This is a genomic window from Haliea sp. E17 (assembly GCF_048323675.1).
In the GTDB taxonomy this organism is placed as follows: domain Bacteria; phylum Pseudomonadota; class Gammaproteobacteria; order Pseudomonadales; family Halieaceae; genus Mangrovimicrobium.
This window is the reverse complement of the sequence record NZ_JBLWFK010000002.1, coordinates 1,112,641-1,139,129: the sequence shown is the minus strand read 5'-3', so window position 1 is coordinate 1,139,129 and position 26,489 is coordinate 1,112,641. Positions and strand designations below refer to the sequence as shown.

Below are 26,489 nucleotides of genomic sequence, written 5' to 3'. Positions count from 1 at the left end.
TTTGCCTGTACTGGGAAGTGTTCTGCTCGCCTGATGATGACATCCCGAAAGGATGGATTCCTGTGCAGCTTTTTCCCCGTGTTCTAGACTAAGCAGGTTCAGTGTTATGCAGCAGGATTGTCTATAACTAACTGTTAGCTCCCCAAGCGCCAGGCAAAATAGGAAATCATAATGAAAGCATTGAATGGGGCCATTTCACTTCCCACAGCGACCCGCCTCTTCCTCTCAGTATGCACGGCCTCCTTCGCTGTTGCATCGAGCGCGCAGGAATTTACTTTGCACGAGAGCGACTATGCGAAACGGGAGAACAATTATTCTCCGTATGTCGACCAGCACTTCCCCCAGAACGTGTATTTCGGGGACACCCATCTGCACACCTCATGGTCCGCGGACGCCGGGCTGGCGGGAGCCACCCTGGGCCCGGAACTGGCGTACCGCGTCTCCCGGGGTGAGGCGGTGACGAGCCAGACCGGCCTCCCTTTCAAACTGGTTCGACCACTCGACTTCGTGGTCGTTGCCGACCACGCCGAGAACATGGGTATCTATGACTACCTCGATCGCGGCGACCCTATCCTGAAGGCAAGCGAGAACGGCAGGAAGTGGCTCGAGTATTTCCAGGCGGGCGAAGGTATCAAGGCGGCTTACGAGTGGAGCGCATTTAACGCCAAGGGGGAAGACCCCATCGACAGCGCCGAGATGCGTTCCCGGGTCTGGGAGCGCGTCATCGAGAACGCTGAGAAGTTCAATGACCCCGGCGTATTCACCACCTTCATCGGCTACGAGTGGACCTCAGGGCCCGGCAGCAACAATCTCCACCGCAATGTAATCTTCCGCGATGGCGGAGAGCGTGCCCGGCAGGTAGAGCCATTCTCGGCCTTTGACAGCGACGACCCGGAGGATCTCTGGGAATACCTTACGGCTTACGAAGAAGAGACTGGAGGGAGGGTTTTCGCCATTCCCCACAACGGCAACCTTTCGAACGGCATGATGTTCATGCTCAGAACCTTCGACAAAAAGCGCTTCGACAGGAAATACGCCGAGCGGCGCCAGCACTTTGAACGCGTCGTAGAGGTAACCCAGCCCAAGGGAACCGGGGAGGCTCACCCGGTCCTCTCGCCAGACGACGAGTTCGCGGATTTTGAGCTGATTGATGCGGGAAACCTCACCGGCACTGTAGCCAAGACACCGGAGATGCTGAAGACCGAGTACGCCCGAGAGGCCCTCAAACTCGGTCTCGCTGAAAACGCCCGGATCGGGGTGAACCCGTTCAAGTTCGGCATGATCGGCTCGACCGACAGCCACAACGCCATCCCGTCTACGCGCGAGGAAAACTGGTTCGGCAAAATACACTTCGTCGAGCCCTCCCCGCACCGCCGCGATGGTTACTTCATCGAGAGTTCGGTGGATTCTTCGCTGTCCATACGCGATGTGGACCTCGGCGCCTCCGGTCTCGCAGCGGTGTGGGCGACCGAGAATACTCGCGAAGCGATCTGGGACGCCTTTGCACGGCGTGAGGTGTTTGCCACTTCCGGCTCCCGGATGCGGGTTCGCGTCTTCGCGGGCTGGGACTTCGAAGAACAGGAGGTCAACCGGCCCGACTTCGCGAGCCAGGGGTATTCACGTGGGGTGCCGATGGGCGGAGATCTCCTGCCCGGACCCGATGGCTCGTCACCCACCTTCATGGTGCGAGCCCTGCGAGATCCCGACGGCGCTAACCTCGACCGCATCCAGATCATCAAGGGCTGGCTCGACTCGAACGGCAGAACCCGAGAGCAGGTCTACGATGTAGCCGTGTCGGGCGATCGCACGATCGGTGACGACGGACGCTGCAGGGAGCCTGTGGGCAACACCGTTGACGTGCCCAACGCCACTTACACCAACGATATCGGCTCCGCCGTCCTTGCCGGGTATTGGAAAGATCCCGACTTCGACCCGAACCTGCGAGCTTTCTACTACGTTCGCGTAATAGAGATTCCAACCCCTCGCTGGACTGCGTACGACGCCAAATACTTCGACATCGCAATGCCCGAGGGCACGGCGATGGAAGTCACTGATCGCGCATACAGCAGTCCGATTTGGTACACGCCGTAATGTTCGTGGCTATCAAGTCAAAGAACTTGTACCCAGCAAACAGCGCCGGTGCGTGTAACTTTCCAGAAATTCAAAATATGGAGGATCGGAAGTGCGATTAGGCTTGTTGATTTTCTTCCTTCTCGGCTGCGCTCCGTCAATTACCCTCGCCCAGACGTCCACATTGCAGGATATTGCGGATACGTTGGAAACCCTGCCCGAAATCGTTATCTACCCGGCAAAGGAGATCGTAACCCTCGATCCACAGAGGCCAACAGCAGGAGCTGCGGCAGTACTGGGCGACCGTATCCTCGCTGTCGGGTCTCTCGACCAGCTCAGGGCGGCGGCAGGCAAGCAGCCGTATACGGTGAACACCCTGTTCGCCGACAAGGTCATCGTGCCCGGCTTCATTGCCCAGCACGATCACCCGTTACTGGCGGCGCTAACCATGACAAGCGAGATCATCTCGATCGAGGATTGGGTACTCCCTACAGGGACATCGAAAGCCGCGAAGAATCGGTCCGAGTACCTCGAGCGTCTTGCCAGTGCTGAAGCAGCGCTGGCGGACCCCGACGAACCGCTTGTGTCATGGGGCTATCACCATTACTTCCATGGTGAACTCAGGAAAGCCGACCTCGATGCGATCAGCACGACGCGGCCGATCATCGTCTGGCACCGTTCGGCCCATGAGTTTTTCCTTAATTCCGCTGCCGAAAAGAAATACGCGGTGACGAAGGAATGGTTCGACGAGCTGCCCGACAGTGCGAAAAGGCAGTCGGACTTCCACAACGCTCACTACTGGGAGCAGGGCTTCTTCGCCATCCTGCCGCAGCTTGCTCCGGCGCTCGCCTCTCCCGAACGGCTGCAGAAAGGTCTGGAGTTGGTCAAGCTCTATTACCATACCAATGGCGTGACACTTGGCTGTGAACCCGGCGGCCTCCTATCCAGGAAACTGCAGGATGCGCAGAACGCGGTACTGAGCGATCTATCCTCGCCTTTTCGCTTCTATTTCATCGCTGACGGCAAATCAATCACTGCAAAATATGCGGACGAGGAGAAATATCCGGATGAACGGGTTGCCGGGGATACGGAGGAGCTCCTGGCCTGGGGTGAGGGCATGACCGCTTATCTGCCCAGGCAGGTGAAGTTGTTCGCGGACGGCGCGATTTTCTCGCAGTTGATGCAGCTGAATGATGGCTATACCGACGGGCACAAGGGCGAGTGGATCATGGAGCCCGAGTTCTTTGCACAGTCCTTTCGCGTCTATTGGGACCTCGGCTACCAGCTGCACGTCCACGTCAACGGCGACGCCGGGCTCGACATGGTGCTCGATCAGCTTGAAATCAATATGCGCCGCCACCCACGGCCGGATCACCGCACTGTGATCATTCACTTTGCGGTTTCCACAGAGGAGCAGGTGGCGCGCATCAAACGCTTGGGCGCGATCGTCAGCGCAAACCCTTATTATCCGGTTGCACTCGCCGACAATTACCGCTCCAACGGTATGGACCCGGAACGAGCCGACAACATGGCGAGAATGGCGGATGTGGAGAAGGCCGGAATTTCGTTTTCGCTACACTCTGACATGCCGATGGCCCCCGGCCAGCCGCTGTTTCTGATGTGGTCCGCTGTCAACCGCATCACCAATGACGGCAACCTGCGCGGTCCCGGGCAGCGAATCAGCCAACTCAGCGCGCTGAAGGCGGTCACGCTGGATGCTGCCTACTCGCTCCGGATGGAGAAGGACGTCGGCAGCATTGTGCCCGGCAAGCTCGCCAATTTCACGATCCTCAGTGACAACCCCGTCACCATCGATCCGTTGAAGATAAAGGATGTTTCAGTTTGGGGAACTGTCCATGAAGGGCGCGTGCTGCCTGTGAAGGACGCGAGCACGTTAGCCTCCGCCCCAGTCCTGCCACCGACGACCAGCGATACGGGTGTCGCGCTGCTGGCGACCCGACATTTGGCCAACCTGCTGAGCCAGAGTCATGAATATTGGACCGGAGCTAAAGGACCGCTTTGAGGTGGAAGCGGCCATAGTCCCTTTTGACTATTCTGAAACCTGATATGTCCGCATTCATCAAAAGGAGACACACTTAATGATCCGCTTCAAAACCTGCGTCGCTGTGATATTCGTCCTCGCCATGCCCGCATTGGCCGGGCCCGATGCGTTCAAACCCGGCGCGGTTGTGCCCGACTACGGTTCATATGCCCCAGTACCGGGTACCAAGCTGCCTGCGGAAACCCGATTCAAGGTGGCTTTCGATGTCGCCGAGGCGGGACCTGAAGACGACATCAATCGAAAGCTGGTAAGTGCGGCGCGGTTTTTGAATATGCATGAAGCTGCCGGTGTGCCGGTCGAGAACATTTCACTTGCCGTTGTCGTTCACGGAGGCGCATGGAAGGATTTGCTGACGAATAAGGCGCGTGGTAGCACCAATCCCAATGCCACGCTGATTGCAGAACTGGTGGCGGCGGGAACGAGAATCGAACTTTGTGGCCAGACAGCAGCGATGCGCGACGTTGTGAAGGAAGACCTGCTGCCCGGCGTGACGATCGGACTGTCGGCGATGACGGCGCATGCCTTACTACAGCAGGAAGGGTATACGCTTAACCCGTTCTGAAGCTGCCTGATTTATCGCGTGCCTGGATCGGCGCTCCTGGGCGTGCTGGCGGCGCAACGCCGGGAGGCTCTTGCCAGGTATCAATAGCCTGAGAGCGGCATCCCGGTATTGGTGCCTCCAGACTCCTATCAGCAAGGACCGCCAGCAGGAGATACATTTGCCTGCGCGACGCAATCCGTTGTACTTTGAGAGGGAATTGCGGTGCCCCGTGCTTCCACGTCAGGGTCCCGTCACAACAATAACCCCGCATCACTCCAGAGAGTCACCATGACCAATTCCTTCGCCGTCGGTTGGCGCCAGGTCGGCGTCGCCTTTATGTTGCTGGCGGCAACCGGCATGATCGCTATGACCTATTCCATTGTCGCGGTGCCCCTTGCGCAGGAATACCAGCCCAGCCGTACGGTATTGATGCTGGCGATGACGGTGCTCTCCGGCGCCTGTGCAATTCTGTCACCCTTCCTCGGCGGATTGATGGACCGCTACTCCCTGCGAGCCATCATGGTCGTCGGCGGGCTCTGTCTCGGCGCGGGTTATATCGCAATATCACTGACCACGTCTTTCAACCAGGTACTGGTAGTGTTCGGTCTGCTGATCGCGCCGGCCAACGTGATGATCGGGCCGCTGGCGGCGACGGTGTTGCTCTCGCGCTGGTTCTCGCAGCGGCGGGGCAGGGCGATCGGCATCGCCATCGCCGGCATTTCCGCCGGTGGTTTCCTCTGGCCCTTCCTGATCCAGGGGCTGCTGGACGCCTACCAGTGGCGCGAGGCGCTGCGCTTGCTGGGCCTGGTCCTGATTGCCTGGACGGTCCCCGCGGCGCTGCTGGCGGTCAACCATCCCGCCGATCGGGGGCTCAATCCCGACGGTGCTGCGGATGCTCCCGCGCTGGCGCAGGCGGAGAGGACGGCCAGTTCGTTCTCCGCGCTCAGCATTCTGCGCGATCCGGCGTTCTGGATGATCGCAGTAACGGTTGCGGTGGTGACCTCGGGTATGAAGGGCATGATCACCAACCTCGCGCCGCTGGTCATGGATAACGGCATTGATGTCAGCAAGGCTGCGGCGCTGGTATCGCTGTATGCGGGCTGCAGCTTTTTCGCCAAACTGAATTTTGCCCTGCTCTCCGACCGGCTGGGCCCGCGCATCCTGATGGCCTTCGCGCTGGGCGGCTTCGGCCTCGGCATGGCCTGCCTGACCCAGGCGAACCTCGGCTACCTGGCCATCGCGCTCGGCGTCGCACTGACCGGCCTGTTCGGCGGGCTGATGGTGCCGATGGAGAGCTACCTGGCGCCCCGGGTCTTCGGCCAGCAGGTGGTGGGGCGCGCCATGGGGCTGCTGACCGGGGTGATTCTCCTTGCGCTGCTGTCGACGCCGCCGCTGTTCGGCCTGATCTTCGACCTGACGGGCAGCTACATGGGGATTTTCTGGACATTCGCGGGGCTGGCGGTGGCCACGCTGCTGGTCGTCGTGCCCTTCATACGCCTGCACCCGCGCCAGGACAGTGCCTGTAAACAATAGTGACGGCACTTTTTCGCGCATCCCGCGTCTTCATGCCTTAGTCTGTTACCAATGCCAGTACAGATTTCCGCCGTCGTGCGTCCGGTGGTCTGCTACAGCAAATAAGAATGAAATCCGGCAAATGGAGTTTGCTATGAATACGCGTTTAACAGCCGCGCTCGTGGGCGCTATTTTGTTTTTCCAGGCAGCCCTGGCAAATGCCGCCCTCATCAACGTCGTTCTATCCCCGGAATCCCAGTACAGCGTTACGCGTGAGACGTCCAACGGTATCCTGCAGAATATATGGGAGTATGGCTACACCGACGTCGATTACGGCGCGGTGACTTTCGATACGGTGACCGGCGTACTGACGATCCCCTTCACGATGGCCGGTAGCGGCGAGTGGGCGTCGTCGGGGGAACGGCACGAGTGGATTACCACGGAAGTCCTGCGGGTGAATACCTTTGGCCCCACTGCTTCGGCCAGCCTTGAACGCCTGTCCTGCGAAGCCAATATCACCCCGTCCGCCTGTGACGTCTTTCTGGTCTCTGGCCTGTTTGACTTCGACCAGGTGTCTGCGGTGGTTTCGTTGAACAGCGCAGGTACCCGGATGCTCGGGTACGAGGTCGCAGGGACATTTTCCAATCTGGGATCCGTCAGCACAATGACGGCCGACTTCGCGGTGCCAGTGCCTGCCGCCGCATGGCTGTTCGGTTCCGCACTGCTGGGGCTTGCCGCGACGCGACGGCGGCAGGCTGCGCGAAATAACCTCGCTACCTGACGCCCTCGCCAGGGCGTACAACGCACTGATTCAATGCCTGCCCCGGAATCGCTTCAGGCGGCGTTCTCGCGGTACCAGGCGATGGCGTCGTGCACGGTTTCCTCAATCGAGTACCGCGGCTCCCAGCCCAGTTCCCGGGTCGCCTTGCTGTGGTCCATTGCCCCGAAGGCGCCACCCAGGTACACCGCGTCCTTGCGCATCAGGTAATCCTTCTTGCCCGACAGCTTGAGAAACGGTTCGACGATACTGACCACCAGCATGGCGATTTTCGGCGACATCAGTTTCGGCGCCGGTTGTCCACCCTCGGCGGCAGCGAGGCCGTAGAGTTTCTCGTTGCTGACATATTCATTGGCGATGATGTAGCGCTCGCCAAAACGGCCCTTGTCCTCCGCCAGCAGGCAGGCGCGCGCTGCGTCGCGAATGTCGATCACCGGCGCTTTGGTGTCCATGACCTGTCTGGATTTGCCGGTGGCCATCTCCCACAGGCTGTGGCCGTGGGGGGTAGGGCCGAAGTCCTGCGGTCCGTAGGTGTTGGCGATACACAGGGCGACACCGGGCAGGCCCTTGTCGCGGCAGTATTCCAGCAGGCGGTCCTCCGCCTCCTTGCGCGCGCGGATGTAGGGCGAGGCCTTGTCCAGCCAGTTGAAGGGAATGTCCTCGGTGACCGGGCCGTTGGGGTTCTGGCCCAGGGTGCCCATGGTGCTGGTAAACACGAAGCGCTCGATGCCCAGTTCCAGCGCCACGTCCATGGCGTTGATCAGGCCATCGCGGTTGTTGCGGTAGAGGATGCTGGTATCGCTCAGCCAGAAGCGCGGGTCCAACGCGCTGTAGAACACGCTGCCGCAGCCGGCCATCGCCGCGCGCAGGGTATCGGGTTCGAGGATGTCGCCGTAGTGGACCTCGACGGGCAGGTCCTTGAAGGCGTCCTGCTTGCTGGATTTGCGTACCATGACGCGGACCTGCCGGCCCTGTTCAACGAGCTGCCGGACGATATGGCTGCCGACGAATCCGCTTGCTCCGGTTACCAATACGGGCTTGTTCTTGTATTCCTGCATATAGTTACCACGACCCCTTATGCCTGTTGTTTTGTAATCCCCTTGTTCAACAGCCAGGCAAGTGCGGGCAGCAGGACCAGCGCGCCGAGCATGTTCCAGAAGAACATGAAGGTCAGCATCAGGCCCATGTCGGCCTGGAATTTAATCGGTGAGTAAATCCAGGTGCCGACACCGACGGCGAGCGTGAGGCCGGTATAGGCCACCGCGGTCCCCGTGGACTTGAGTGCTTCAAAGTAGGCTTGCTGCAGCCCCAGCCCCTCTTGCAGGCGTTGCTGCAGGGTGGTGTAGATGTAGATGCCGTAGTCTACACCAATGCCGATGCCGAGGGCGATAACGGGCAGGGTGGCCACTTTTACCCCGATACCTAGCCAGGCCATCAGCGCCTGCCCGAGGACAGAGGTCAGCGCCAGCGGCAGGATGATGCAGGCGGTGATACGTACTGAGCGGAAATTCAGCAGGCACAGGGCGATGACCACGCCGTAGACCCACAGCAGCATCAGGTTCTCCGCTTTCTCGATCACGATGTTGGTGGCGGCCTCGACCCCGGCGTTACCGGCGGCCAGGCGCAGTTCCATGGCGTCGGTCGGGTAATCGGCCTTGAACCTTTCGACCGCCGCGACCACGCCCTGCAGGGTGTCCGCCTTGTGGTCGTCGAGGAACAGGATCACCGGCGCCATCGAGCAGTCGGTGTTGCGCAGTTCGCTGGGCGCCCGCGACAGCGAGTTGTTGAGGATGAACTGGTTGCGGCTGATGTCGTGCCACAGGGGGTTGCCCTCGTTCATGCCCATGATCACCAGCTTGGATACATCCACCAGGGAGAGGGCGGACTGCACCCCGGGAACGGTGCGCATGTAGCCCTCGAAGTAGTTCACCGCGGAGATGAACTCGTAGCTGGCGCACTGCTGCGGCGCGGTGTGGGCCATCACCACGAAGACGTCGGTGCTGGTGGAGTAGTGGTCCGCCAGGTAGGCGGTGTCCAGGTTGTAGCGCGAATCCGGGCGCAGTTCCGGCGCACCGGGATCGAGGTCGCCGATCTTCTGGTGCTTGCCAAAATAGAAGCCGATCACGAACAGCACGAGGGCGACGGAGAGGATAATCCGTGCCGGCTTTGCGGTGGCCACGTTGGACAGCCACTGCCAGTGGCCGAAATGGCTCTGGTCCTTGACCACCCGGTGTTCCAGGCAGCGCTTGGAGATACCGGTGGAGGACAGCACCAGCGGCAGCAGTACGAGGTTGGTCAGGATCAGGACAGCGACGCCGGTGCTGGCGATCAGCGCGAGATCGCGGATCACCGGGATATTGATCACCGCCAGGGTCAGGAAGCCGACGCCGTCGCTGAGCAGGGCGATAAAGCCCGGCTTGGACAGGCGGATAAAAGTCATGCGCGCTGCTTCGCGCCGCGGCAGCCCGCTGTAGGTTGTGTGGGCGAACAGGTTGGTGATCTGCACCGAGTGGCTGATGCCGATGGCGAAGACCAGGAAGGGCACCAGCATGGAGTAGGGGTCGAGGCCCTTGCCCATCAGTTTCAGCAGGCCCAGCTGCCAGATCACCGCGACTGTCGAGCAGAGCAGGGAGGCGAAGGTCAGGCGCAGGCAGCGGGAGTAGGCGAACAGGGTCAGCCCGGTAATCACGAAAGCGACCAGGAAGAACAGGGCGACCAGGGTGGCGCCGTCGATCAGGTCGCCCACCAGCTTGGCGAAGCCGGTGATGTGGATGCGGATGTTGTCGTTCTGGTACTTGTCGCGCAGCAGTTGCTCGAGGTTTTGCGACAGCGCTTGGTAGTCGAGGCGTTCACCGGTGGCCGGGTCCACCTCGGTCAGCGGCGCCACCACCATGGCCGACTTGAAGTCGTTGGCGACGAGGCGGCCGATCTGCCCGGATTTCAGCGTATTGGCGCGCAGTTCCTCCAGCGCGTGCTGGCCGCCGTCGTAGTCGTCGGGGATGACCGTGCCGCCGACAAAGCCTTCCTCTGTCACCTCCTGCCAGCGCACGTTGGGGGTCCACAGGGACTGCAGGCCGGCGCGGTCCACGCCCGGCAGGTAGAACACCTCGTCGGTGACCTGTTTCAGCAGCTCCTGGTACTCGGCGGTGAAAATATCGCCCTCGCGGGTTTCCACGATCACGCGGATGACGTTACCGAGGCCGCTGAGGTCGTCCCTGCTCTCCAGGTAATTGGCGATGTAGGGGTGGGAGACCGGAATCATTTTCTCGAAACTGGCATCCGGGCGCAGCTGGCTCATCTGCCAGAGGAAAAACACGCTGGCGATGGCGAACAGCGTCATCAGCGTGCGCCGGGCGCGGAACAGCAGCGCGGCGATGGCCGGGCGCAGGCGACCGTCTTCCGGGGTCAGGGGCAGGTGCAGGTGGTCAGTCATCGGGATTGGATTCCGCTTCAATTCGGATCAGGCCGTCCATGCCCACCAGCAGCAGGCCACCGCGCCCGTCGGCGAGGCCGCCGGCAAAGCTGGTCCGCGAGGGATGGTTGCTGGCGCTGAAACTGCGACCGCCGTCATCGCTGAGCAGTAGCTGGCCGCCGGCGCCGACGATCAGCAGCCGGCCGTCGTCGAGTTGCGCGCCGCCGTACAGCCCGTATTCGACGCCGGTGTCGATAGACTGCCAGCTGGCGCCGCGGTCCTCACTGCGGAACACGTGGCCGCGCAGGCCGAAGACCAGCGCGCTGGCGTCCGGCGCCAGGGCGCCGAACAGGCTGCCGTCATAAAGGTCCTCGCTGCGCTGCCAGGTCGCGCCGTTATCACTGGAGTGGTAGAGCAGTCCGGCCTCCCCGGCGAGGTACAGGGCCCCGGCCGCGTCCACGGCCAGCGAGTAGTAGTGGTAGCGGTCGGGGTTGTCGATCCCGCGGACTGCCAGTTGCCAATGCTCGCCGCCGTCCAGCGTGGCGTAGAGCATGCCGTAGGCGCCGACCGCAAAACCGCGCCGGGAATCCAGCATGAGGATGTCGAGGAAGGGATCCACCGGTCCGGTACCGGTGGCGGCTTCGGCGTCCTCGACGGCGAACTCGGCGTCCTCGAGGGCGATGGACAACTCATCAGCCAGCTCGGGGTCCTCGGCCTCATCGACGGCAGTCTCCAGTTCAGCAACGCGCTGCCGGGTGTAGGCGAGGAACTGCTGGTTGGCCTGGTTGCCGTCGAACTGCAGCGACCAGGTGGCGCCGGCGTCACCGCTGTGCAGGATGACCCCGCCGTGGCCGGTGGCCCAGCCCTGCTGTGCGTCGGCAAAATCCACGGCAGTCAGCGTGGTGCTGACGGGGACCTCGGCCTGGGTCCAGGTCGCGCCCTCGTCGTCACTGTAGGCGATAACACCGCGCTCGCCGGCCACCACGATGCGCGAGCCGGCACGGGTAATATCCATCAGCGGCAGGCGGGTGGGTTCGGCCTGCCGGATGGCGGGCTGGAACGCGAAGTCGATGGTATCGGCGCTGGCGCTCCCGAAGGGAGCCAGCGCGAGGGCGGTCAGCAGCGCCGCGAGCAGTCGCAATGGCACGATAGCCTGACCCTAGCGGCGACCGGCGCGGCGCAGGGCCGCGGGGGTGAAGTCCTCGAAGTCCGCCTGGAAATCGAAGTCGTACTGGTAGCCGCTCTCCTCGTTATCGAGGCCGGTGACCAGGTAGCGACCGGAGTTCAGGTCGTGGGAGGTCTCCGCCGCGGTCCAGGGGATGGACACCTGGTAGTGCATCATCTCGTGGTTGTCGCGCACCCGCCAGAGTTCGCCGCGGCCGTCGTAGATATCCTCGGCGGCGATCTGCCAGGTGTCCTCGTCGATGTAGAAAACCCGCTTGGCGTAAATGTGCCGCGCGCCGGGTTTCAGCGTCGCTTCCACCACCCACACCCGGTGCAGCTCGAAGCGCAGGTAGTCCGGCTTCATGTGGCCGGGCAGGATGATATCGGCGTACTTCAGCGTGCCGTCGCGCAGTTTGTAGCTGTTATAGGGGATGTACATCTCGCGCTTGCCGACCAGGTTCCAGTCGTAGCGGTCCGGCGCGCCGTTGTACATGTCGAGGTCGTCGGAGGTGCGCAGGCCGTCGGCCGCGGTGCCGGGGCCGTCATAGGAGACGTTGGGCGCGCGCCGCACCCGTCGCTGGCCGGCGTTGTAGACCCAGGCGGAGCGCGGCTCCTTCACCTGGTCGATGTTCTCGTGCACCAGCAGGACGTCGCCCTCCAGGCGCGCCGGGGCGAGCACCCGCTGCAGGAACACGAACAGCCGGTTGGGGTAGGGGTTGTCCGGCATGCGCGCGGCGTAGATCGCGGATTCCTCGAACAGCACCGGGGAGAAGGCGCCGTTGGCCTGCACCGGGATCTGGGTGTAGCGGCGCTTGAAACCGAGCGCCGTGCGGTAGCGGGTGACGTGGTTCCAGATCACCTCGATGCCGTTGGCGGGAATCGGGAAGGGCACCGAGGCGCGGTAGTTCACCAGCCCGTTGCCGTCGGAGACAGTGTCGGTCTGGGTGGACCACTCCTTGATCGCCGCGTATTCGCTCTCCGGCAATTTGGCGCTGCGATGGGTGGTGTACACGGGCATGCGGTAGGTGTCCGGATAGCGCTTGAGCAGGGCGATCTGGCCGACGCTCAGGCCCTGTTCATACTGCTGGTAATTCTGGGCAGTGATTTCGAACAGCGGCTTTTCGTCGGCGTAGGGATTGACCAGGCGGTCGCCGGGCTTGTAGCCGGCGGGCACTGCCGGCAGGCCGCCGGTCCACGCGGGAATGGTGCCATCGGCATTGCCGGCGCGCTCGGCGCCGATCGGGGTCAGCTCGTCGCCGCCGAGGCGGGCGGCCTGTTCCGGCGTAATCTTGGCCTGCGCGGTCAGCGCCAGGCCGAGCAGGCCGGCCGTGATCAGGGTTTTTATGGAGGTCTGCATCGGGGGACTCCTGAAAATACGGGGTATCAAAATGCGATGGAAAAACTGGCGGAAATAAAGTCGCGGTCTTCCTGTTCGTTGTATTCACCACCGAAGAAAGTGGTCCAGGAAAGTTCCGCTCGATAGGTATTGAGATAGTCGCCACGCACGCCGAGGCTGAGTGCCTTGCGGCCCTCGATAAAGTTCGGCGAGGGTGAGGTGCCGTGCACATCCTGGGACCAGGCCAGCGTCGGGGTCAGGTTGATGCCAGCAAAGACGCCGGGATAATCCAGGCCCGCGCGCACCCGGTAACCCCAGGAGAAATCGTCGGTGAAACCGTCGTCGTCACAGTAACTGGCGTTACCGTTGGGCTTGAGCCCGGCGACCCGCTCCAGCACCGGGTGGGAGTTGCAGCTCACCGGCACGTTGAACCGCGCGCTGACGAAGGGATCGAAATCACCGATACCGTAGGCAGAGGAGCGGCCGTAGTTGATGTCCTCGTCCATGCCGCCGATCCAGGTGCCACCGATTTCGGCGGCGAAAGTGAGCCGCTCCGAGCCCAGCACCTGGTCGAAGAAGCGGATGAAGCCGAATTGCAGCTGGGAGTAATCCACCTCGTCGTAACCGTGGACAATGCCGCCGGCGCCCGCGGTTTCGGCCCGCGGCAGCATCCGCGACCATTCGCCCCAGCTGCCCAGCGCCAGGGCCTGCAGCAGGTCGACGGTGTTGATCTGCAGCGGGTACTTCGGCCGGTAGCTGGCTTCGCCGGTGATCGACCAGTCGGCGATGCTGGTGGAGAAGGTCAGGCCGTAGAGGTCGATATCCTCGGGAAATTCGAAGAAGTAGTAAGGATCGGTGCCGAGGATGAATGGCTGGCCGAAATTCTGCGTCGGGTTGATGCCGCTGAAGATCGGGGTGCGGTTGTGCAGCCGGGTGTAGTAGAGGCCGAACTCCGTCGAATTCAGGGAGTCGACGAAATAGCGCAGGGCGATACCCCACTGGCCGCTGTCCGAGGCCTCGTCGTCGCCGGCGCGGGGGATGATCAGGCCCTCCTCGTACTGTTCGCGGTCGGAACTTGTGGATGCCGCGGTCAGGTAGTTGCAGCCGCCGCCGTAGGGGTCGGTGGAGCTCCAGTAGGTGCCGCATTCATCGATTACGGTGCGCTGCCACTCGTACTGGTAGAACGCCTCGACACTCAGGTCGTAGGTGAGGCCGAGGTTGCCGTAGACCATACCCACCGGCAACAGCGCCTCCTTGATTTCCGAGCCGGGGGAGCGCAATGCGGTGACGTCGAAGGGGTTGATGCTGTTGATGCCGTTCTGGATGAACAGGCTTTCGCCCCAGGACAGCACCATGTTGCCGCCGCGCAGTTCCAGCGGCATGTCGCCGAGGTCCACGTTCAGGTAGGCGTAGTAGTCGAGGAACTCGAAACCGGATTCCTGCGCCAGGTCCTCGAAGCTGCCGGTCTCCAGTTCCTGGTCGGCGATGTAGTTGTTGGCGGCGCTGCCGTGGGGCACGCTTTCTTCCGCCAGCACATAGTCGTACCAGTACTTGAAGCGGGTGAAGAAGCCGTAGCTGCCGGCGTTCAGGTCGAGGTCGTGCACGCCCTTGAACAGCAGCGAATACATGTCGCCCTTGTCGTAGTTGAGATTGCCGTCGTCCGCAGTACTGGATGCGGCGCGGCCGTCGCCGTCGGTGTTGCCCGGGGTGATCACCCGCTTGTCAGGATCTTCCAGGCGCCAGCTCGCGCCGACCGAAAGGGTGGATGTGAAGTTGCCTTCGAAGGGACCGAGATCGAAGCTGATCGCAGCCGCCGGATGGGCAATCAGGGCGAGGGCGGATGCGGCTACGGGCTTAAGTAACAAAGCGTGTTTTTTCACAGCACTTCTTCCTCCAGCGTAATCCCCGCAACCGCCGGGGTCACACAATTTTTATGATTACAGGTCTAGCATAGATCAAATTGCGACATGCCAGCCGAATTCCGCCTTGCCGGTCGGGCGGCCTGTACGGGCATGCCATGCAAGGCGAATGTTGACACCTAAAACACTGCGGTGCAATCCCCCGCAGGCTACCTATCAGGGGTAGTATGCACATTCCCCGGCGTCGCCATTGGTGGCCCGGGTGGAATTGGTTACACTGAACGCCACCATCGCCAACAGGGTCCCCGAGCCAATGAACCCCAATTACCTGGATTTCGAACAGCCAATTGCGGAACTGGAAGTCAAGATCGAGGAGTTGCAGCTTGTCGGTTCGGACAACGAGCTCAATATTGGCGAAGAAGTCCAGACCCTGCGCCAGAAGAGCGCGCGGCTGACCGAGAAAATCTTCGCCAACCTCAGCGCCTGGGATATCGTCAAGGTCGCGCGTCACCCCCTGCGTCCCTACACCCTGGATTACATCCCGCGCATTTTCACCGAGTTCGATGAACTGCACGGCGATCGCCGCTTCGGCGACGACAAGGCCATTGTCGGCGGTGTCGCCCGCCTCGACGGCAAGCCGGTCATGGTGATCGGCCAGGAAAAGGGCAGGGCGGTAAAGGACAAGGTCTATCGCAATTTCGGTATGCCCAAGCCCGAGGGCTACCGCAAGGCCCTGCGCCTGATGGAGCTCGCCGAGCGCTACCGGATGCCGGTAGTCACCCTCATCGACACCCCCGGAGCCTATCCCGGCATCGATTCCGAGGAGCGCGGCATCAGTGAATCCATTGCCCACAACCTGGCGGTGATGTCACGGCTGGCAACGCCGATCGTCTGCGTGGTGATCGGCGAGGGCAGTTCCGGCGGCGCGCTGGGCATCGGTGTCGGCGACCATATCGCCATGCTGCAGTACTCCACCTACTTCGTGATCTCCCCCGAGGGCTGCGCCAACATTATCTGGAAGGATTCCGCCCACGCGCCGGAGGCGGCGGAGGCCATGGGTGTCACCTCGAAAAAGCTCGAGGAACTGGGCATTGTCGACGCCACCATTCCCGAACCCCTGGGCGGGGCGCACCGGGATGTCGACATGATGGCGCGGCGCATCCGCGATCACCTCGTGGAACAGGTCGAGCGCCTCTCCCGCCTGCCTCTCGAAGAGCTGATCGAGAAGCGCTACCAGCGCATCACCGCCTACGGCAACTAGCGCCGGGCCGCTACCGGCCGTGACTCTCCCTCGCGAATTCGTTCACCTGGAAAGCGCGCTGGCTGCGGCCAGCGCGGCGCCGCGCTGGTTCGTCGCCTTCAGTGGCGGGCTCGACTCCACGGTGCTGCTGCACCTGCTCAGTCGCTGGCAAACGGGCAGGGAAGCCATGCCGGAACTTTGCGCCCTGCATATCAATCACCAGCTCCAGGACGCCGCCGCCGACTGGGCCGAACACTGTCGCGTCTTTTGCCAGGGGCTGGGCGTCCCCCTGCGGGTACTGGAAGCCACGGTGACCCTGCGCGGGAAGGGCCTGGAAGCGGCGGCCCGGGAGGCCCGCTACGCCCTGCTGGCCGGGCAGCTCGGCCCGGGGGAGGTCCTGTTTACCGCGCACCATCTCGATGACCAGGTGGAAACCTTCTTCCTGCGCCTGCTGCGCGGCGCCGGGATCGAGGGCCTGTCCGCCATGCCCGCGCAACGCGCACTGGGCAAGGGCAGCCTGGTCCGGCCGCTGCTGGCCTGCAGTCGCGAACAGCTGGAGGATTACGCGCGCCGCCACCAGTTGCCCTGGGTCGACGACCCCAGCAACGCTGATCCGGCGCTGGACCGCAATTTCCTGCGCCGTGAGGTGCTGCCCCGGTTCGGCGAGCGCTGGCCCGCCTACCGGCAGGCGGTGGCGCGGGCAGCGACCCACATGGCCGAGGCGCGCAGCCGCCTGTTGCAGGGCCTGCCGCCGGTGCTGGAGGTGGCCAGTGCGCTGGGCGACCCCGGCATCGAACTCACCGAACTGCTCGACCAGGACCCGGCGACGGCCGCCGCACTGCTGCGGGAATGGCTGCGCGGTCTCGGTTGCGCCGCCCCCGACCAGTCGCTGCTGGCGGAATTCCTGCGCCAGTTGCGCGAGTCCTCCGCCGAGGCGAACCCCTTGCTGGATGCGGGCGACTACCGCCTGCAGCGCTACCGCGGCAGCATTTACCTGTTGCCGGAGGAGGGGGCGCTGCCCGATGGTCTGACCCTGGTTCCCGGCGCGGGGGCGGTCACCGTGGGCGGGGTCGGAGAACTGGCGCTGCGCCCCTGCGCCGCCGGATTTTGCCTGCGACCGGGCGAGTCCGTGGACCTGCGCTGGCGCCGCGGCGGCGAGCGCTGCCGCCCCCTTGGGCGATCTGCGGGCGCCAGCCTGAAACAGCTGGCCCAGGAGGCCGGGGTACCCCCCTGGTGGCGGTCGCGCCTGCCACTGGTCTATCTTGGTGATGAACTGCTCGCGGTGGGGGGGCTGGGCAGCTGCCACAGTTCCCGCTCCGGGGCCACCGGGGAAGCGCTGGAAGCAAGATGGGAATTGTACTGGAATCCGGCCATCCAACAGCCTGCCGATTGAGCCCGGGACACCTTTCTGGTACTCTGGCGTCCCATCATTTTGCAGGACATTCACGGCGACCGGCTGGGCGTTGTGAAAGCGCTGCGTATCCTCGAATATGCGTATTTAAAGGCTTTTCATGACGCGTTACGTCTTCGTTACTGGTGGTGTGGTTTCCTCGTTGGGCAAAGGTATTGCTGCGGCTTCGCTCGCTGCGGTCCTCGAAGCCCGTGGGCTGAAAGTCACCCTGCTGAAACTCGACCCCTATATCAATGTGGACCCGGGCACCATGAGCCCGTTCCAGCACGGTGAAGTCTTCGTCACCGAGGACGGTGCCGAAACCGACCTCGACCTCGGCCACTACGAGCGCTTCACCCACGCCAACATGCGGCGCAGCAACAACTTCACCACCGGCCGGGTCTACGCCGCGGTGCTGCGCAAGGAGCGCCGCGGGGACTACCTCGGCGGCACGGTGCAGGTGATTCCCCATATCACCGACGAGATCAAGCGCCGGATCATCCTCGGCGCCGGCGATGCCGACGTCGCGGTGGTCGAGATCGGCGGTACCGTGGGCGACATCGAGGGCCTGCCTTTCCTCGAGGCGGCCCGCCAGCTGCGCGTGGAAGTCGGCCCGAGCCGCGCCCTGCTGATGCACCTGACCCTGGTGCCCTATATCCCCACCGCCGGCGAGATCAAGACCAAGCCGACCCAGCACTCGGTGAAGGAACTGCGCGCCCTCGGCCTGCAGCCCGACGTGCTGCTATGCCGCTGCTCGGTGGAAATCGACGAGGGCGCGCGCAAGAAAATCTCCCTGTTCACCAACGTGGAAGAGCGCGCGGTCATTCCGCTGATCGATGCCGACTCCATCTACCGCATCCCCGGTATTCTCAACAGCTTTGGCCTCGATGATTTCGTCACCGAGCGCTTTGGCCTGCAGTGCCCGGCCGCTGACCTCAGCGAGTGGGACGAAGTACTTGACCGCGAGTTCGACCCCTCCGCCGGCGAAGTGCGGATCGCGATGGTCGGCAAGTACATGGACCTGCTCGACGCGTACAAGTCACTCAACGAGGCGCTGCTGCACGCGGGTCTGCAGACCCGCACCAGGGTGCGCGTGGACTACATCGACGCGGAGGACATCGAGACCCAGGGTACCGGTGTGCTGGAAGGCGCGGACGCCATCCTGGTGCCGGGCGGCTTCGGCGACCGCGGCATCGAGGGCAAGATCACCGCGGTGCGTTACGCCCGCGAGAACAAGGTTCCCTATCTGGGTATCTGCCTCGGCATGCACCTGGCGCTGGTGGAGTTCGCGCGGGACGTCTGCAAACTGGAAGGCGCGCACTCTACCGAGATGAACCCGGCGACACCGCACCCGATCATCGGCCTCATTACCGAGTGGCAGAATGCCGACGGCTCCACCGTGCAGCGCGACGCAAGCTCCGACCTCGGCGGCACCATGCGCCTGGGCGCGCAGCCCTGTCACCTGGAGGCGGGCAGCAAGGTGCGCGAAATCTACGGCGCCGATGTCATCACCGAGCGCCACCGCCACCGCTATGAAGTGAACAACAATTACCTCGACAGGCTTTCCGCCGAGGGCATGCAGTTCGTCGGCTGGTCCGCCGACCACTCGCTGGTGGAAATGGTCGAGCTTAAAGACCACCCCTGGTTCGTGGCCTGCCAGTTCCACCCGGAATTCACCTCGCGGCCGCGCGGCGGGCACCCGCTGTTCACCAGCTACATCCGCGCCGCCATTGATCATGCCAGTGCCAAGTAGGGTCCGCGCAGTATCCCCGGAAGGCTCGTGGAGGAAAGACCGTGACTGACCAGACTGTCTCCGTCGGTGATATCCGCATCGACAATCGCGCACCCTTTGTCCTGCTGGGCGGCGTCAATGTCCTGGAGAACCGGGAATTCACCCTGCGGGTGGCGGAGCACTACGCCGCGGTCTGCCAGCGCCTGGGCATTCCCCTGGTGTTCAAGGGCTCCTACGACAAGGCCAACCGCTCCTCGATCCACTCCTTCCGCGGCCCCGGCCTGGAAGAGGGCCTGTCGATCCTCGCCGAGGTGAAAGCGACGTTCGGCCTGCCGGTGATCACCGATGTGCACAGCCCGGAGGAGGCGGCGCCGGCGGCGGAAGTCTGTGACATTATCCAGTTGCCCGCCTTCCTCGCCCGGCAGACCGACCTGGTCGCCGCGATGGCCGCCACCGGCGCGGTGATCAACGTCAAGAAGCCCCAGTTCCTCAGCCCCTCGCAGATGGCCAACGTGGCGGAAAAGTTCGCCGAGTGCGGCAACGACCGCATCCTGATCTGCGAGCGCGGCAGCAATTTTGGTTACGACAACCTGGTGGTGGACATGCTCGGTTTCGGCGTGATGAAGAAAACCTGCGGCGATGCGCCGCTGATTTTCGACGTCACCCACGCCCTGCAGTGCCGCGACCCGGGTGGCGCCGCCTCCGGCGGTCGCCGCAGCCAGGTGGTGGACCTGGCCCGCGCGGGCATGGCCACCGGCCTGGCGGGCCTGTTCCTGGAATCCCATCCGGAGCCCGACAAGGCGCTCTGCGACGGTCCCAGCGCGCTGCCGCTGGACAAACTCGAACCCTTCCTGGCCCAGGTCAAGGCGGTGGATGACCTGGTGAAATCCCTGCCGCCACTGATAATCGACTAGAACATTTACACGTACACGGAGTACCCCTATGAGCAAGATCGCAAACGTGCAGGCCTTCGAGGTCATGGATTCCCGCGGCAACCCCACGGTGATGGCGGAAGTGACCCTGGAGAGCGGCCACGTTGGCGCAGCCTGTGCGCCCTCCGGCGCCTCCACAGGCTCCCGGGAAGCGCTGGAACTGCGCGATGGCGATAGCAGCCGCTACCTGGGCAAGGGCGTACTCAAGGCGGTGGCCAACGTGAACGGCCCGATCCGCGACCTGCTGCTGGGCCAGGACGCCGCTGCCCAGCGTGAACTCGACCAGCTGATGATCGACGCCGACGGCACCGAGAACAAGGCGCAGTTCGGCGCCAACGCGATCCTCGCGGCCTCCCTGGCCGCGGCCAAGGCGGCGGCAGCGGGCAAGGGCATTCCCCTGTACCAGCACATCGCGGAAATCAACGGCAGCACCGGGTACAGCATGCCGGTACCGATGATGAACATCCTCAATGGCGGCGAGCACGCCGACAACAACGTCGACATCCAGGAGTTCATGGTGCAGCCGGTGGCGGCGCCGACCTTCGCCGAGGCCCTGCGCGCCGGCGCGGAGATATTCCACAACCTGAAGAAGGTGCTCTCTGCCCGCGGCCTCAACACCGCGGTGGGCGACGAGGGCGGCTTCGCCCCCAACCTGCCCTCCAACGAAGCAGCGCTGGAAGCCATCGCCGAGGCGGTGGGCAAGGCCGGCTACAAGCTGGGCAGCGACATCACCCTGGCGCTGGATTGCGCGGCTTCCGAGTTCTACAAGGACGGCGTCTACGACCTCGCCGGCGAGGGCAAGAAGTTCTCCAGCGCCGAGTTCTGCGACTATCTCGCAGCGCTGGCCGACGCCCACCCGATCATCTCCATCGAGGACGGCCTCGACGAGTCCGACTGGGACGGCTGGAAACTGCTCACCGACAAGATCGGCAGCAAGGTCCAACTGGTGGGCGACGACCTGTTCGTGACCAACACTAAAATCCTCAAGCAGGGCATCGAACGCGGCGTGGGCAACTCCATCCTGATCAAGTTCAACCAGATCGGCAGCCTCAGCGAAACCCTCGACGCCATCGCCATGGCCAAGGCGGCCGGTTACACCGCAGTCATCTCCCACCGCTCCGGCGAGACCGAGGATGCCACCATCGCCGATCTCGCCGTGGCCACCGCGGCCGGCCAGATCAAGACCGGCTCCCTGTGCCGTTCCGACCGGGTGGCGAAGTACAACCGCCTGCTGCGTATCGAGGCGGAACTGGGCGGACGCGCTCCCTATCGCGGTATGGCCGAGTTCAAGCGCTGATTCCGGCACGCTATGCGCTGGCTGCTCGCGGTTCTCGTATTCCTCCTGCTGGTATTGCAATACCGCTTGTGGATCGCCGAGGGCAGCCTCGCTGAAATACATCGCCTGGAAAAACAGGTGACCGAGTTCAATCGGGAAAACGACCAACTGCGCGCCCGCAACGAGGTCCTCGAACGCGAGGTGCTCAACCTCAAGAGCGGCAACGAGGCGGTCGAGCAGCGCGCCCGGGAACAGCTCAACCTGGTGCGCGAGGGCGAGGTCTTCTACCAGGTGGATGACGCCGCCGCGGACAGCGCTGCCGGTGACGGCAAGCAATGAGCGGCATCTGCCACGCCGTAGTGCCCGCCGCCGGTATCGGTGCGCGTATGGGCAGCGATATTCCCAAGCAGTACCTGCGCTTTGACGACATCACCCTGCTCGAGCACAGCGTGCGCGCCCTGCTGCGCGATGCGCGCATCGCTTCGGTGACCATCGCCTTGCACCCCGACGACAATTTCGCCGATACCCTGCCGCTGTTTGGCGAGCCGGGCGTGCAGCGCGTCGTCGGTGGCGCCGAGCGTGCGGATTCCGTGCTCGCCGCGCTCAACGCGGTTCCGGGTGGTGTTGACGACTGGGTGCTGGTGCACGACGCCGCGCGCCCGGGACTGCCGGCGCAGGACCTGCAGCGCCTGCTCGACACGGTGCTGGCGTCCGGCGTCGGCGGCATCCTCGCCGAACCCATTGTCGACACGGTGAAGCAGGCCGGGGAGGATGGCCGGGTTGCCGCCACCCTCGACCGCAGCCGGCTGTGGCGGGCGCAGACCCCGCAGATGTTTCGCCTCGGTGAATTGCGCGCCGCGCTGGCCGCCGCGCTGGCCGCTGGCCTGCCGGTGACCGATGAAGCCTCGGCGATGGAACTGGCCGGTTACCCCGTTCAACTGGTTCCCGGTTCGCCGGCAAACTTCAAGGTGACAGCGCCGGATGACCTGGCGCTGGCCGCCTGGTACCTGGCCTGGAAAGAGGAGCAGGCGTGAACATGCGAATCGGCCACGGCTACGATGTGCACCGCTTCGGCGAGGGCGACGGGATTGTCATTGGCGGAGTCCGGATTCCCCACCGCCGCGGCCTGCTCGCCCATTCCGATGGCGATGTGCTGGTGCATGCGCTCTGCGACGCGCTGCTGGGGGCCATCGGCGCCGGCGATATCGGCCGCCATTTTCCCGACAGCGACGCCGCCTATGCCGGCGCCGACAGCCGCGCGCTGTTGCGGCAGGTGATACAACTGGTTGGCGCGGCGGGCTTCGCGGTGGTCAATGCGGACATGACCCTGGTGGCGCAGGCACCGAAAATGGCGCCGCACATCGCCGCGATGTGCGCCAACCTCGCCGCCGACATGCAGGTGCCCGCCGACCGGGTCAACGTCAAGGCCACCACGACCGAGGGCCTCGGTTTCGCCGGGCGGGAGGAGGGCATCGCCGCCCACGCGGTGGTCCTGCTGGGTGCCGGCAGCGAATGATCCCGAACTGGCCCACGGCGTCTGGAGCGCCGGTCGCACACGCCGTGCTGCGCACTGTTCCCGAGGATTTCCGGGTGGAGGAGCAGCTCGGCTTCGAGCCGGAGGGGCAGGGGGAGCACGCCTTTCTCTACCTGGAAAAGCGCGAACTCACCACGCCCGAGCTGGCGGAGCAGCTGTCCACGCTCAGTGGCGTCCATCCCCGCGATATCAGCTTCAGCGGCATGAAAGACCGCAACGCGGTGACCCGGCAGTGGTTCAGCGTGGGCCTGGCCGGCAAGCCCGAACCCGACTGGCGCGGCCTGGAGGCAGGGGGGCAGGTGCGGGTGCTGGAAGCCACCCGCCACCGGCGCAAATTGCGCCGGGGCGTGCACCGCGCCAACCGCTTCGCGATCCGCCTGCGTCAGCTGCAGGGCGAGCGGGCCGCAATCGAACAGCGACTGGCCGACATTCGCGCGCAGGGGGTTCCCAATTACTTTGGCGCCCAGCGCTTCGGCCGCGACGGCGCGACCCTGTCCCAGGCGCGCAGCTGGATGCAGCGCGGCGGCAGGATCTCGCGCAACCGGCAGAGCATCTACCTGTCGTGCCTGCGCTCCCTGCTGTTCAACCAGTTGCTGGCGACGCGCGTGGCGGCGGGCAACTGGAACCGGCTGTGCGCCGGTGATGTCTGCATGCTGGCGGGCAGCCACAGCCTGTTTGCAGTCGGCCAGCCCGATGCGGAACTCGAGCGGCGCTGCGCCGAGGCGGACCTGCACCCGGCCCTGCCCCTGTGGGGCAAGGGGCGCGACGCCCTGGCGCAGGCCGCCGCGGGCTACCGCGAGCAGCTGGCCGGGGAATCGGCGGTTTGCGGTTTCCTGGAGCAGAAGGGCCTGCAACTGGACTGGCGCGCGTCGCGGCTGATGGCTGATGACTTTTGCTGGCAGTTTTGTGAAGATGACAGCCTGCTGTTGACCTTCGAACTCGGCGCTGGGGGATTCGCCACGGCGCTGATCGCCGGGTTCGCCGAGACGGTCGCCAGCGGGAACGAAAGAGAATAAGGGGTGGAACAATCCAGGTGGTACGGGGAGTAAGCGGGGTGGACCTCAACGGCATTGGTATGACGTCGCAGCGGACCAGGGAGCGCCTGATCCAGCGGCTGTCAGACCAGGGCATACGTGATCATCGGGTACTGGATGTTATCCGTACCACGCCGCGCCACCTGTTCCTGGACGAGGCGATGGCCCATCGCGCCTACGAGGATGTCGCCCTGCCGATCGGCTACCAGCAGACCCTCTCGCAACCCTATATCGTCGCCCGCATGACCGAACTGCTGCTGGAGCGCGGGACCCCCCGGCGGGTGCTGGAAATCGGCACCGGTTCCGGTTACCAGACCGCGATCCTCGCCCAGCTGGTGCCCGAGGTCTACAGCGTCGAGCGGATCAAGCCGCTGCTGCAGAAGGCGCGCCAGCGGATGCGCCAGCTCAAGCTGCGCAACGTGCACGTCAACCACGCGGACGGCAGCCTCGGCTGGCCCGAGCGCGGGCCCTTCGACGGTATCCTCGCCGCCGCCGCGCCCGAATACATCCCGGAACAGTTGCTGGAGCAACTGGCACCCGGCGGGCGCCTGGTGATCCCCGTGGGGGGCGATGTCCAGCACCTGCACGTGGTCGACCGGACCCACGAGGGCTTTGAAACCCGGGTGGTCGAAGCGGTGCGCTTCGTGCCCCTGCGGCCGGGCACGGTGCGCTGACCGATGACTACATCCGACAACAGGAACCGACTCGGCATTTTCCTGCGTGGCCTGCTGATGGGCGCCGCGGATATCGTGCCCGGGGTTTCCGGCGGCACCATGGCGTTCATTACCGGCATCTACGATACCCTGCTCGGCAGTATCCGCGCCTTCGATCTCACCTTCGTGAAACTGCTGCTGCGCCTCGATATCCGCGCCGCCTTCAACCATGTCAACGGCGGCTTCCTGCTCTGCCTGCTGGCGGGTATCGGCACCAGTGTGCTGACCCTGGCGCGGATCCTCGGCTGGGTGCTGGAGCATCACCCGGTACCGCTGTGGGCGTTTTTCTTCGGGCTGATTCTCGCCTCGGCCCTGGTGCTGCTGAAACAGGTAGACCACTGGAACCCGCAGCGCCTCGGCAGCCTGGCCGGCGGCATCGCGATCGCCGCCACCATCGCCCTGAGCCCGACCGTCAACCTGCATATCGGCCTGCCCGGCGTGTTTGTCTCCGGCTTCATCGCCATCTGCGCCATGATCCTGCCGGGTATCTCCGGCAGTTTCATCCTGGTGCTGCTGGGGATGTACGGCACCGTGCTGGCCGCGCTCAAGGGGCTGGATATCGTCTTTATCGGGGTGTTCGCCTGTGGCGCCGCCAGCGGCCTGCTGTGTTTCTCGCGTTTCCTTTACTGGCTGCTGCACCGCTACCACGCCGGCACCATGGCCTTGCTGACCGGTTTCCTGTTCGGTTCGCTGCTGGTGGTGTGGCCCTGGAAGCAGGTACTGCAGTGGGTGGCGTCGAGCGATGGCACACCGAAGCCGGCGCACCAGTGGCCGGTCTCCCCCGGGCAATTCGAGGCCATCACCGGCAGCGAACCCCAGATTCTCTTGTGCTCCCTGTTGATGCTGGCGGGTTTCGCGCTGGTCTGGTTGATCGACAACCAGTGGGGGCGCATGCAACAGGGCGCCCCGACGGGCTGAGGCTATCGATGTCCTCGCGCGCGCAGGGACGGGGAACAACACTGGCACAGGCGCTGGGCCTCGCGCTCGCGCTGCTGCAGCTTTCCGGCTGCGGCAGCAATGCCCCCGCGCCGGTGGAAGACCGCAACGCCCGCGGCCCGAATCCCAGCGTGGCGACCCACAGTTCGCACAAGACCTACAGCGTGCAACGCGGGGACACCCTGTATTCCATCGCCTTTCGCTACGGGCTGGATTACCGGCGCCTGGCGGCGGCCAACGGCATTGCGGCTCCCTATACCATCTATCCCGGCCAGCGCCTGGTGCTGGAACAGGCTGATCTGCCAGCCCGCACGGCGCAGTCGAGCAGCGCGGCGCGCCCGGCGGCCACGCCGTCGGCGGCCCCCCCGGCCAGCACTTCGCGGCCGCCCGCGAGCACTGTCACCAAACCGTCACCGGCACCTGCTAAAACTGTGGCACAACCCTCCCCGGCGCTCGGTCCCGTCAAGGGCTGGCGCTGGCCGACCTCCGGGCCGGTCATCCGCGGTTACTCGGCAACCGTGCACAAGGGTATCGATATCGGGGGGGCGCGTGGCGATGCGGTGGTAGCGGTGGCCCCCGGCCAGGTGGTCTATGCCGGCACCGGGATCGTGGGGCTCGGCGAGTTGATCATCGTCAAGCACAACGAGCACTACCTCAGCGCCTACGGGCACAACGAGGTGCTGCTGGTGAAGGAAGGGCAGAATGTCAGTAGCGGCCAGTCGCTGGCCCGCAAGGGCAGCAGCGGCACCGACCGGGTAAAACTGCACTTCGAAATACGCCGCGACGGCAAGCCGATCGACCCCACAGGGGTGCTGCCCAGGCGGTGATTTACGGTATCAATCGGTTCCAGATCCCGTCGGTAATGAATGGTAATACCCAGGCCTGCGGAGCCGGCGCATAATCGCCCTCCAGTGTCTGCCAGCGGTGGCAGCGAGTGCACGGTGGCCCAGCCAGGGATGATAAGCTAG

22 protein-coding genes are annotated in these 26,489 nt (G+C 64.1%); 17 read left to right on the top strand and 5 right to left on the bottom strand.

Translation table 11 applies throughout. The features are described 5' to 3' along the window. Positions 1-171: 171 nt before the first annotated feature. The 5 genes from ACNKU3_RS08135 to ACNKU3_RS08115 all read left to right on the top strand — a co-directional run bounded on the left by ACNKU3_RS08135 (position 172) and on the right by ACNKU3_RS08115 (position 6,966). Positions 172-2,091, top strand: a complete 1,920-nt coding sequence (locus tag ACNKU3_RS08135; RefSeq protein ID WP_418258917.1) for a DUF3604 domain-containing protein — start codon at positions 172-174, stop codon at positions 2,089-2,091. A 103-nt stretch (positions 2,092-2,194) separates the two neighbouring features. Next, complete coding sequence (locus tag ACNKU3_RS08130; RefSeq protein ID WP_418258916.1) at positions 2,195-4,093, top strand: amidohydrolase; 1,899 nt, start codon at positions 2,195-2,197, stop codon at positions 4,091-4,093. Between the two features lie 76 nt (positions 4,094-4,169). After that, entirely contained in the window at positions 4,170-4,694 is a 525-nt protein-coding gene (locus ACNKU3_RS08125) for a DsrE family protein (protein WP_418258915.1), read from the top strand. Between the two features lie 267 nt (positions 4,695-4,961). Continuing rightward, a complete protein-coding gene (locus ACNKU3_RS08120; protein ID WP_418258914.1) occupies positions 4,962-6,206 on the top strand; it encodes an MFS transporter in 1,245 nt (414 codons plus the stop codon). 133 nt (positions 6,207-6,339) lie between these two features. Then, on the top strand, positions 6,340-6,966 hold the full coding sequence (locus tag ACNKU3_RS08115; RefSeq protein ID WP_418258913.1) for a VPLPA-CTERM sorting domain-containing protein: 627 nt from the start codon (positions 6,340-6,342) through the stop codon (positions 6,964-6,966). Positions 6,967-7,019: 53 nt separating this feature from the next. Here the strand turns inward: ACNKU3_RS08115 and ACNKU3_RS08110 are convergent, their stop codons facing one another. The 5 genes from ACNKU3_RS08110 to ACNKU3_RS08090 are packed head-to-tail and all read right to left on the bottom strand — an operon-like array spanning position 7,020 to position 14,755. After that, positions 7,020-8,021 carry an NAD-dependent epimerase/dehydratase family protein gene (locus ACNKU3_RS08110; RefSeq protein WP_418258912.1) on the bottom strand — a complete coding sequence of 334 codons (1,002 nt, stop codon included), beginning with the start codon at positions 8,019-8,021 and terminating at the stop codon, positions 7,020-7,022. Between the two features lie 17 nt (positions 8,022-8,038). Beyond that, on the bottom strand, positions 8,039-10,396 hold the full coding sequence (locus ACNKU3_RS08105; protein ID WP_418258911.1) for an efflux RND transporter permease subunit: 2,358 nt from the start codon (positions 10,394-10,396) through the stop codon (positions 8,039-8,041). Next, positions 10,389-11,522, bottom strand: a complete 1,134-nt coding sequence (locus tag ACNKU3_RS08100; protein ID WP_418258910.1) for a WD40/YVTN/BNR-like repeat-containing protein — start codon at positions 11,520-11,522, stop codon at positions 10,389-10,391. The genes ACNKU3_RS08105 and ACNKU3_RS08100 overlap by 8 nt, the downstream gene beginning before the upstream one ends. Before the next feature lie 12 nt (positions 11,523-11,534). Next, positions 11,535-12,896, bottom strand: a complete 1,362-nt coding sequence (locus tag ACNKU3_RS08095) for a DUF1329 domain-containing protein (protein WP_418258909.1) — start codon at positions 12,894-12,896, stop codon at positions 11,535-11,537. 26 nt (positions 12,897-12,922) lie between these two features. Beyond that, on the bottom strand, positions 12,923-14,755 hold the full coding sequence (locus ACNKU3_RS08090; RefSeq protein WP_418258908.1) for a DUF1302 domain-containing protein: 1,833 nt from the start codon (positions 14,753-14,755) through the stop codon (positions 12,923-12,925). 292 nt (positions 14,756-15,047) lie between these two features. On the opposite strand from ACNKU3_RS08090, the gene ACNKU3_RS08085 reads away from it, so the two are divergent. The 12 genes from ACNKU3_RS08085 (at position 15,048) to ACNKU3_RS08030 (ending at position 26,348) form a co-directional block, all read left to right on the top strand. Continuing rightward, positions 15,048-15,995, top strand: a complete 948-nt coding sequence (locus ACNKU3_RS08085) for an acetyl-CoA carboxylase carboxyltransferase subunit alpha (RefSeq protein WP_418259039.1) — start codon at positions 15,048-15,050, stop codon at positions 15,993-15,995. A gap of 19 nt (positions 15,996-16,014) precedes the next feature. Further along, positions 16,015-17,367 (top strand): tRNA lysidine(34) synthetase TilS, encoded by a 1,353-nt coding sequence (tilS, locus tag ACNKU3_RS08080; protein ID WP_418258907.1) that lies wholly within the window; start codon positions 16,015-16,017, stop codon positions 17,365-17,367. Positions 17,368-17,485: 118 nt separating this feature from the next. Beyond that, the gene (locus tag ACNKU3_RS08075; protein ID WP_418258906.1) at positions 17,486-19,117 is read left to right on the top strand and encodes a CTP synthase; all 1,632 of its coding nucleotides are present in this window, start codon (positions 17,486-17,488) and stop codon (positions 19,115-19,117) included. A 41-nt stretch (positions 19,118-19,158) separates the two neighbouring features. Next, positions 19,159-20,010: a 3-deoxy-8-phosphooctulonate synthase gene (gene kdsA / locus ACNKU3_RS08070; RefSeq protein WP_418258905.1), complete on the top strand. Its 852-nt coding sequence runs from the start codon at positions 19,159-19,161 to the stop codon at positions 20,008-20,010. 28 nt (positions 20,011-20,038) lie between these two features. After that, positions 20,039-21,325 carry a phosphopyruvate hydratase gene (gene eno, locus ACNKU3_RS08065; protein ID WP_418258904.1) on the top strand — a complete coding sequence of 429 codons (1,287 nt, stop codon included), beginning with the start codon at positions 20,039-20,041 and terminating at the stop codon, positions 21,323-21,325. Positions 21,326-21,337: 12 nt separating this feature from the next. Next, a complete protein-coding gene (ftsB, locus tag ACNKU3_RS08060) occupies positions 21,338-21,643 on the top strand; it encodes a cell division protein FtsB (RefSeq protein ID WP_418258903.1) in 306 nt (101 codons plus the stop codon). Next, entirely contained in the window at positions 21,640-22,338 is a 699-nt protein-coding gene (ispD, locus tag ACNKU3_RS08055; RefSeq protein WP_418258902.1) for a 2-C-methyl-D-erythritol 4-phosphate cytidylyltransferase, read from the top strand. Before ftsB ends, ispD begins: the two co-directional genes overlap by 4 nt. A gap of 2 nt (positions 22,339-22,340) precedes the next feature. Continuing rightward, positions 22,341-22,820, top strand: coding sequence for a 2-C-methyl-D-erythritol 2,4-cyclodiphosphate synthase (gene ispF, locus ACNKU3_RS08050; RefSeq protein WP_418259038.1), 480 nt, complete (start codon positions 22,341-22,343; stop codon positions 22,818-22,820). Next, on the top strand, positions 22,817-23,854 hold the full coding sequence (gene truD / locus ACNKU3_RS08045; RefSeq protein WP_418258901.1) for a tRNA pseudouridine(13) synthase TruD: 1,038 nt from the start codon (positions 22,817-22,819) through the stop codon (positions 23,852-23,854). Before ispF ends, truD begins: the two co-directional genes overlap by 4 nt. A gap of 59 nt (positions 23,855-23,913) precedes the next feature. Further along, the gene (locus tag ACNKU3_RS08040; protein ID WP_418259037.1) at positions 23,914-24,546 is read left to right on the top strand and encodes a protein-L-isoaspartate(D-aspartate) O-methyltransferase; all 633 of its coding nucleotides are present in this window, start codon (positions 23,914-23,916) and stop codon (positions 24,544-24,546) included. 3 nt (positions 24,547-24,549) lie between these two features. Next, positions 24,550-25,503, top strand: coding sequence for a DUF368 domain-containing protein (locus tag ACNKU3_RS08035; RefSeq protein WP_418258900.1), 954 nt, complete (start codon positions 24,550-24,552; stop codon positions 25,501-25,503). A gap of 8 nt (positions 25,504-25,511) precedes the next feature. Beyond that, positions 25,512-26,348 carry a peptidoglycan DD-metalloendopeptidase family protein gene (locus ACNKU3_RS08030; RefSeq protein WP_418258899.1) on the top strand — a complete coding sequence of 279 codons (837 nt, stop codon included), beginning with the start codon at positions 25,512-25,514 and terminating at the stop codon, positions 26,346-26,348. The last annotated feature ends 141 nt before the right edge of the window (positions 26,349-26,489 follow it).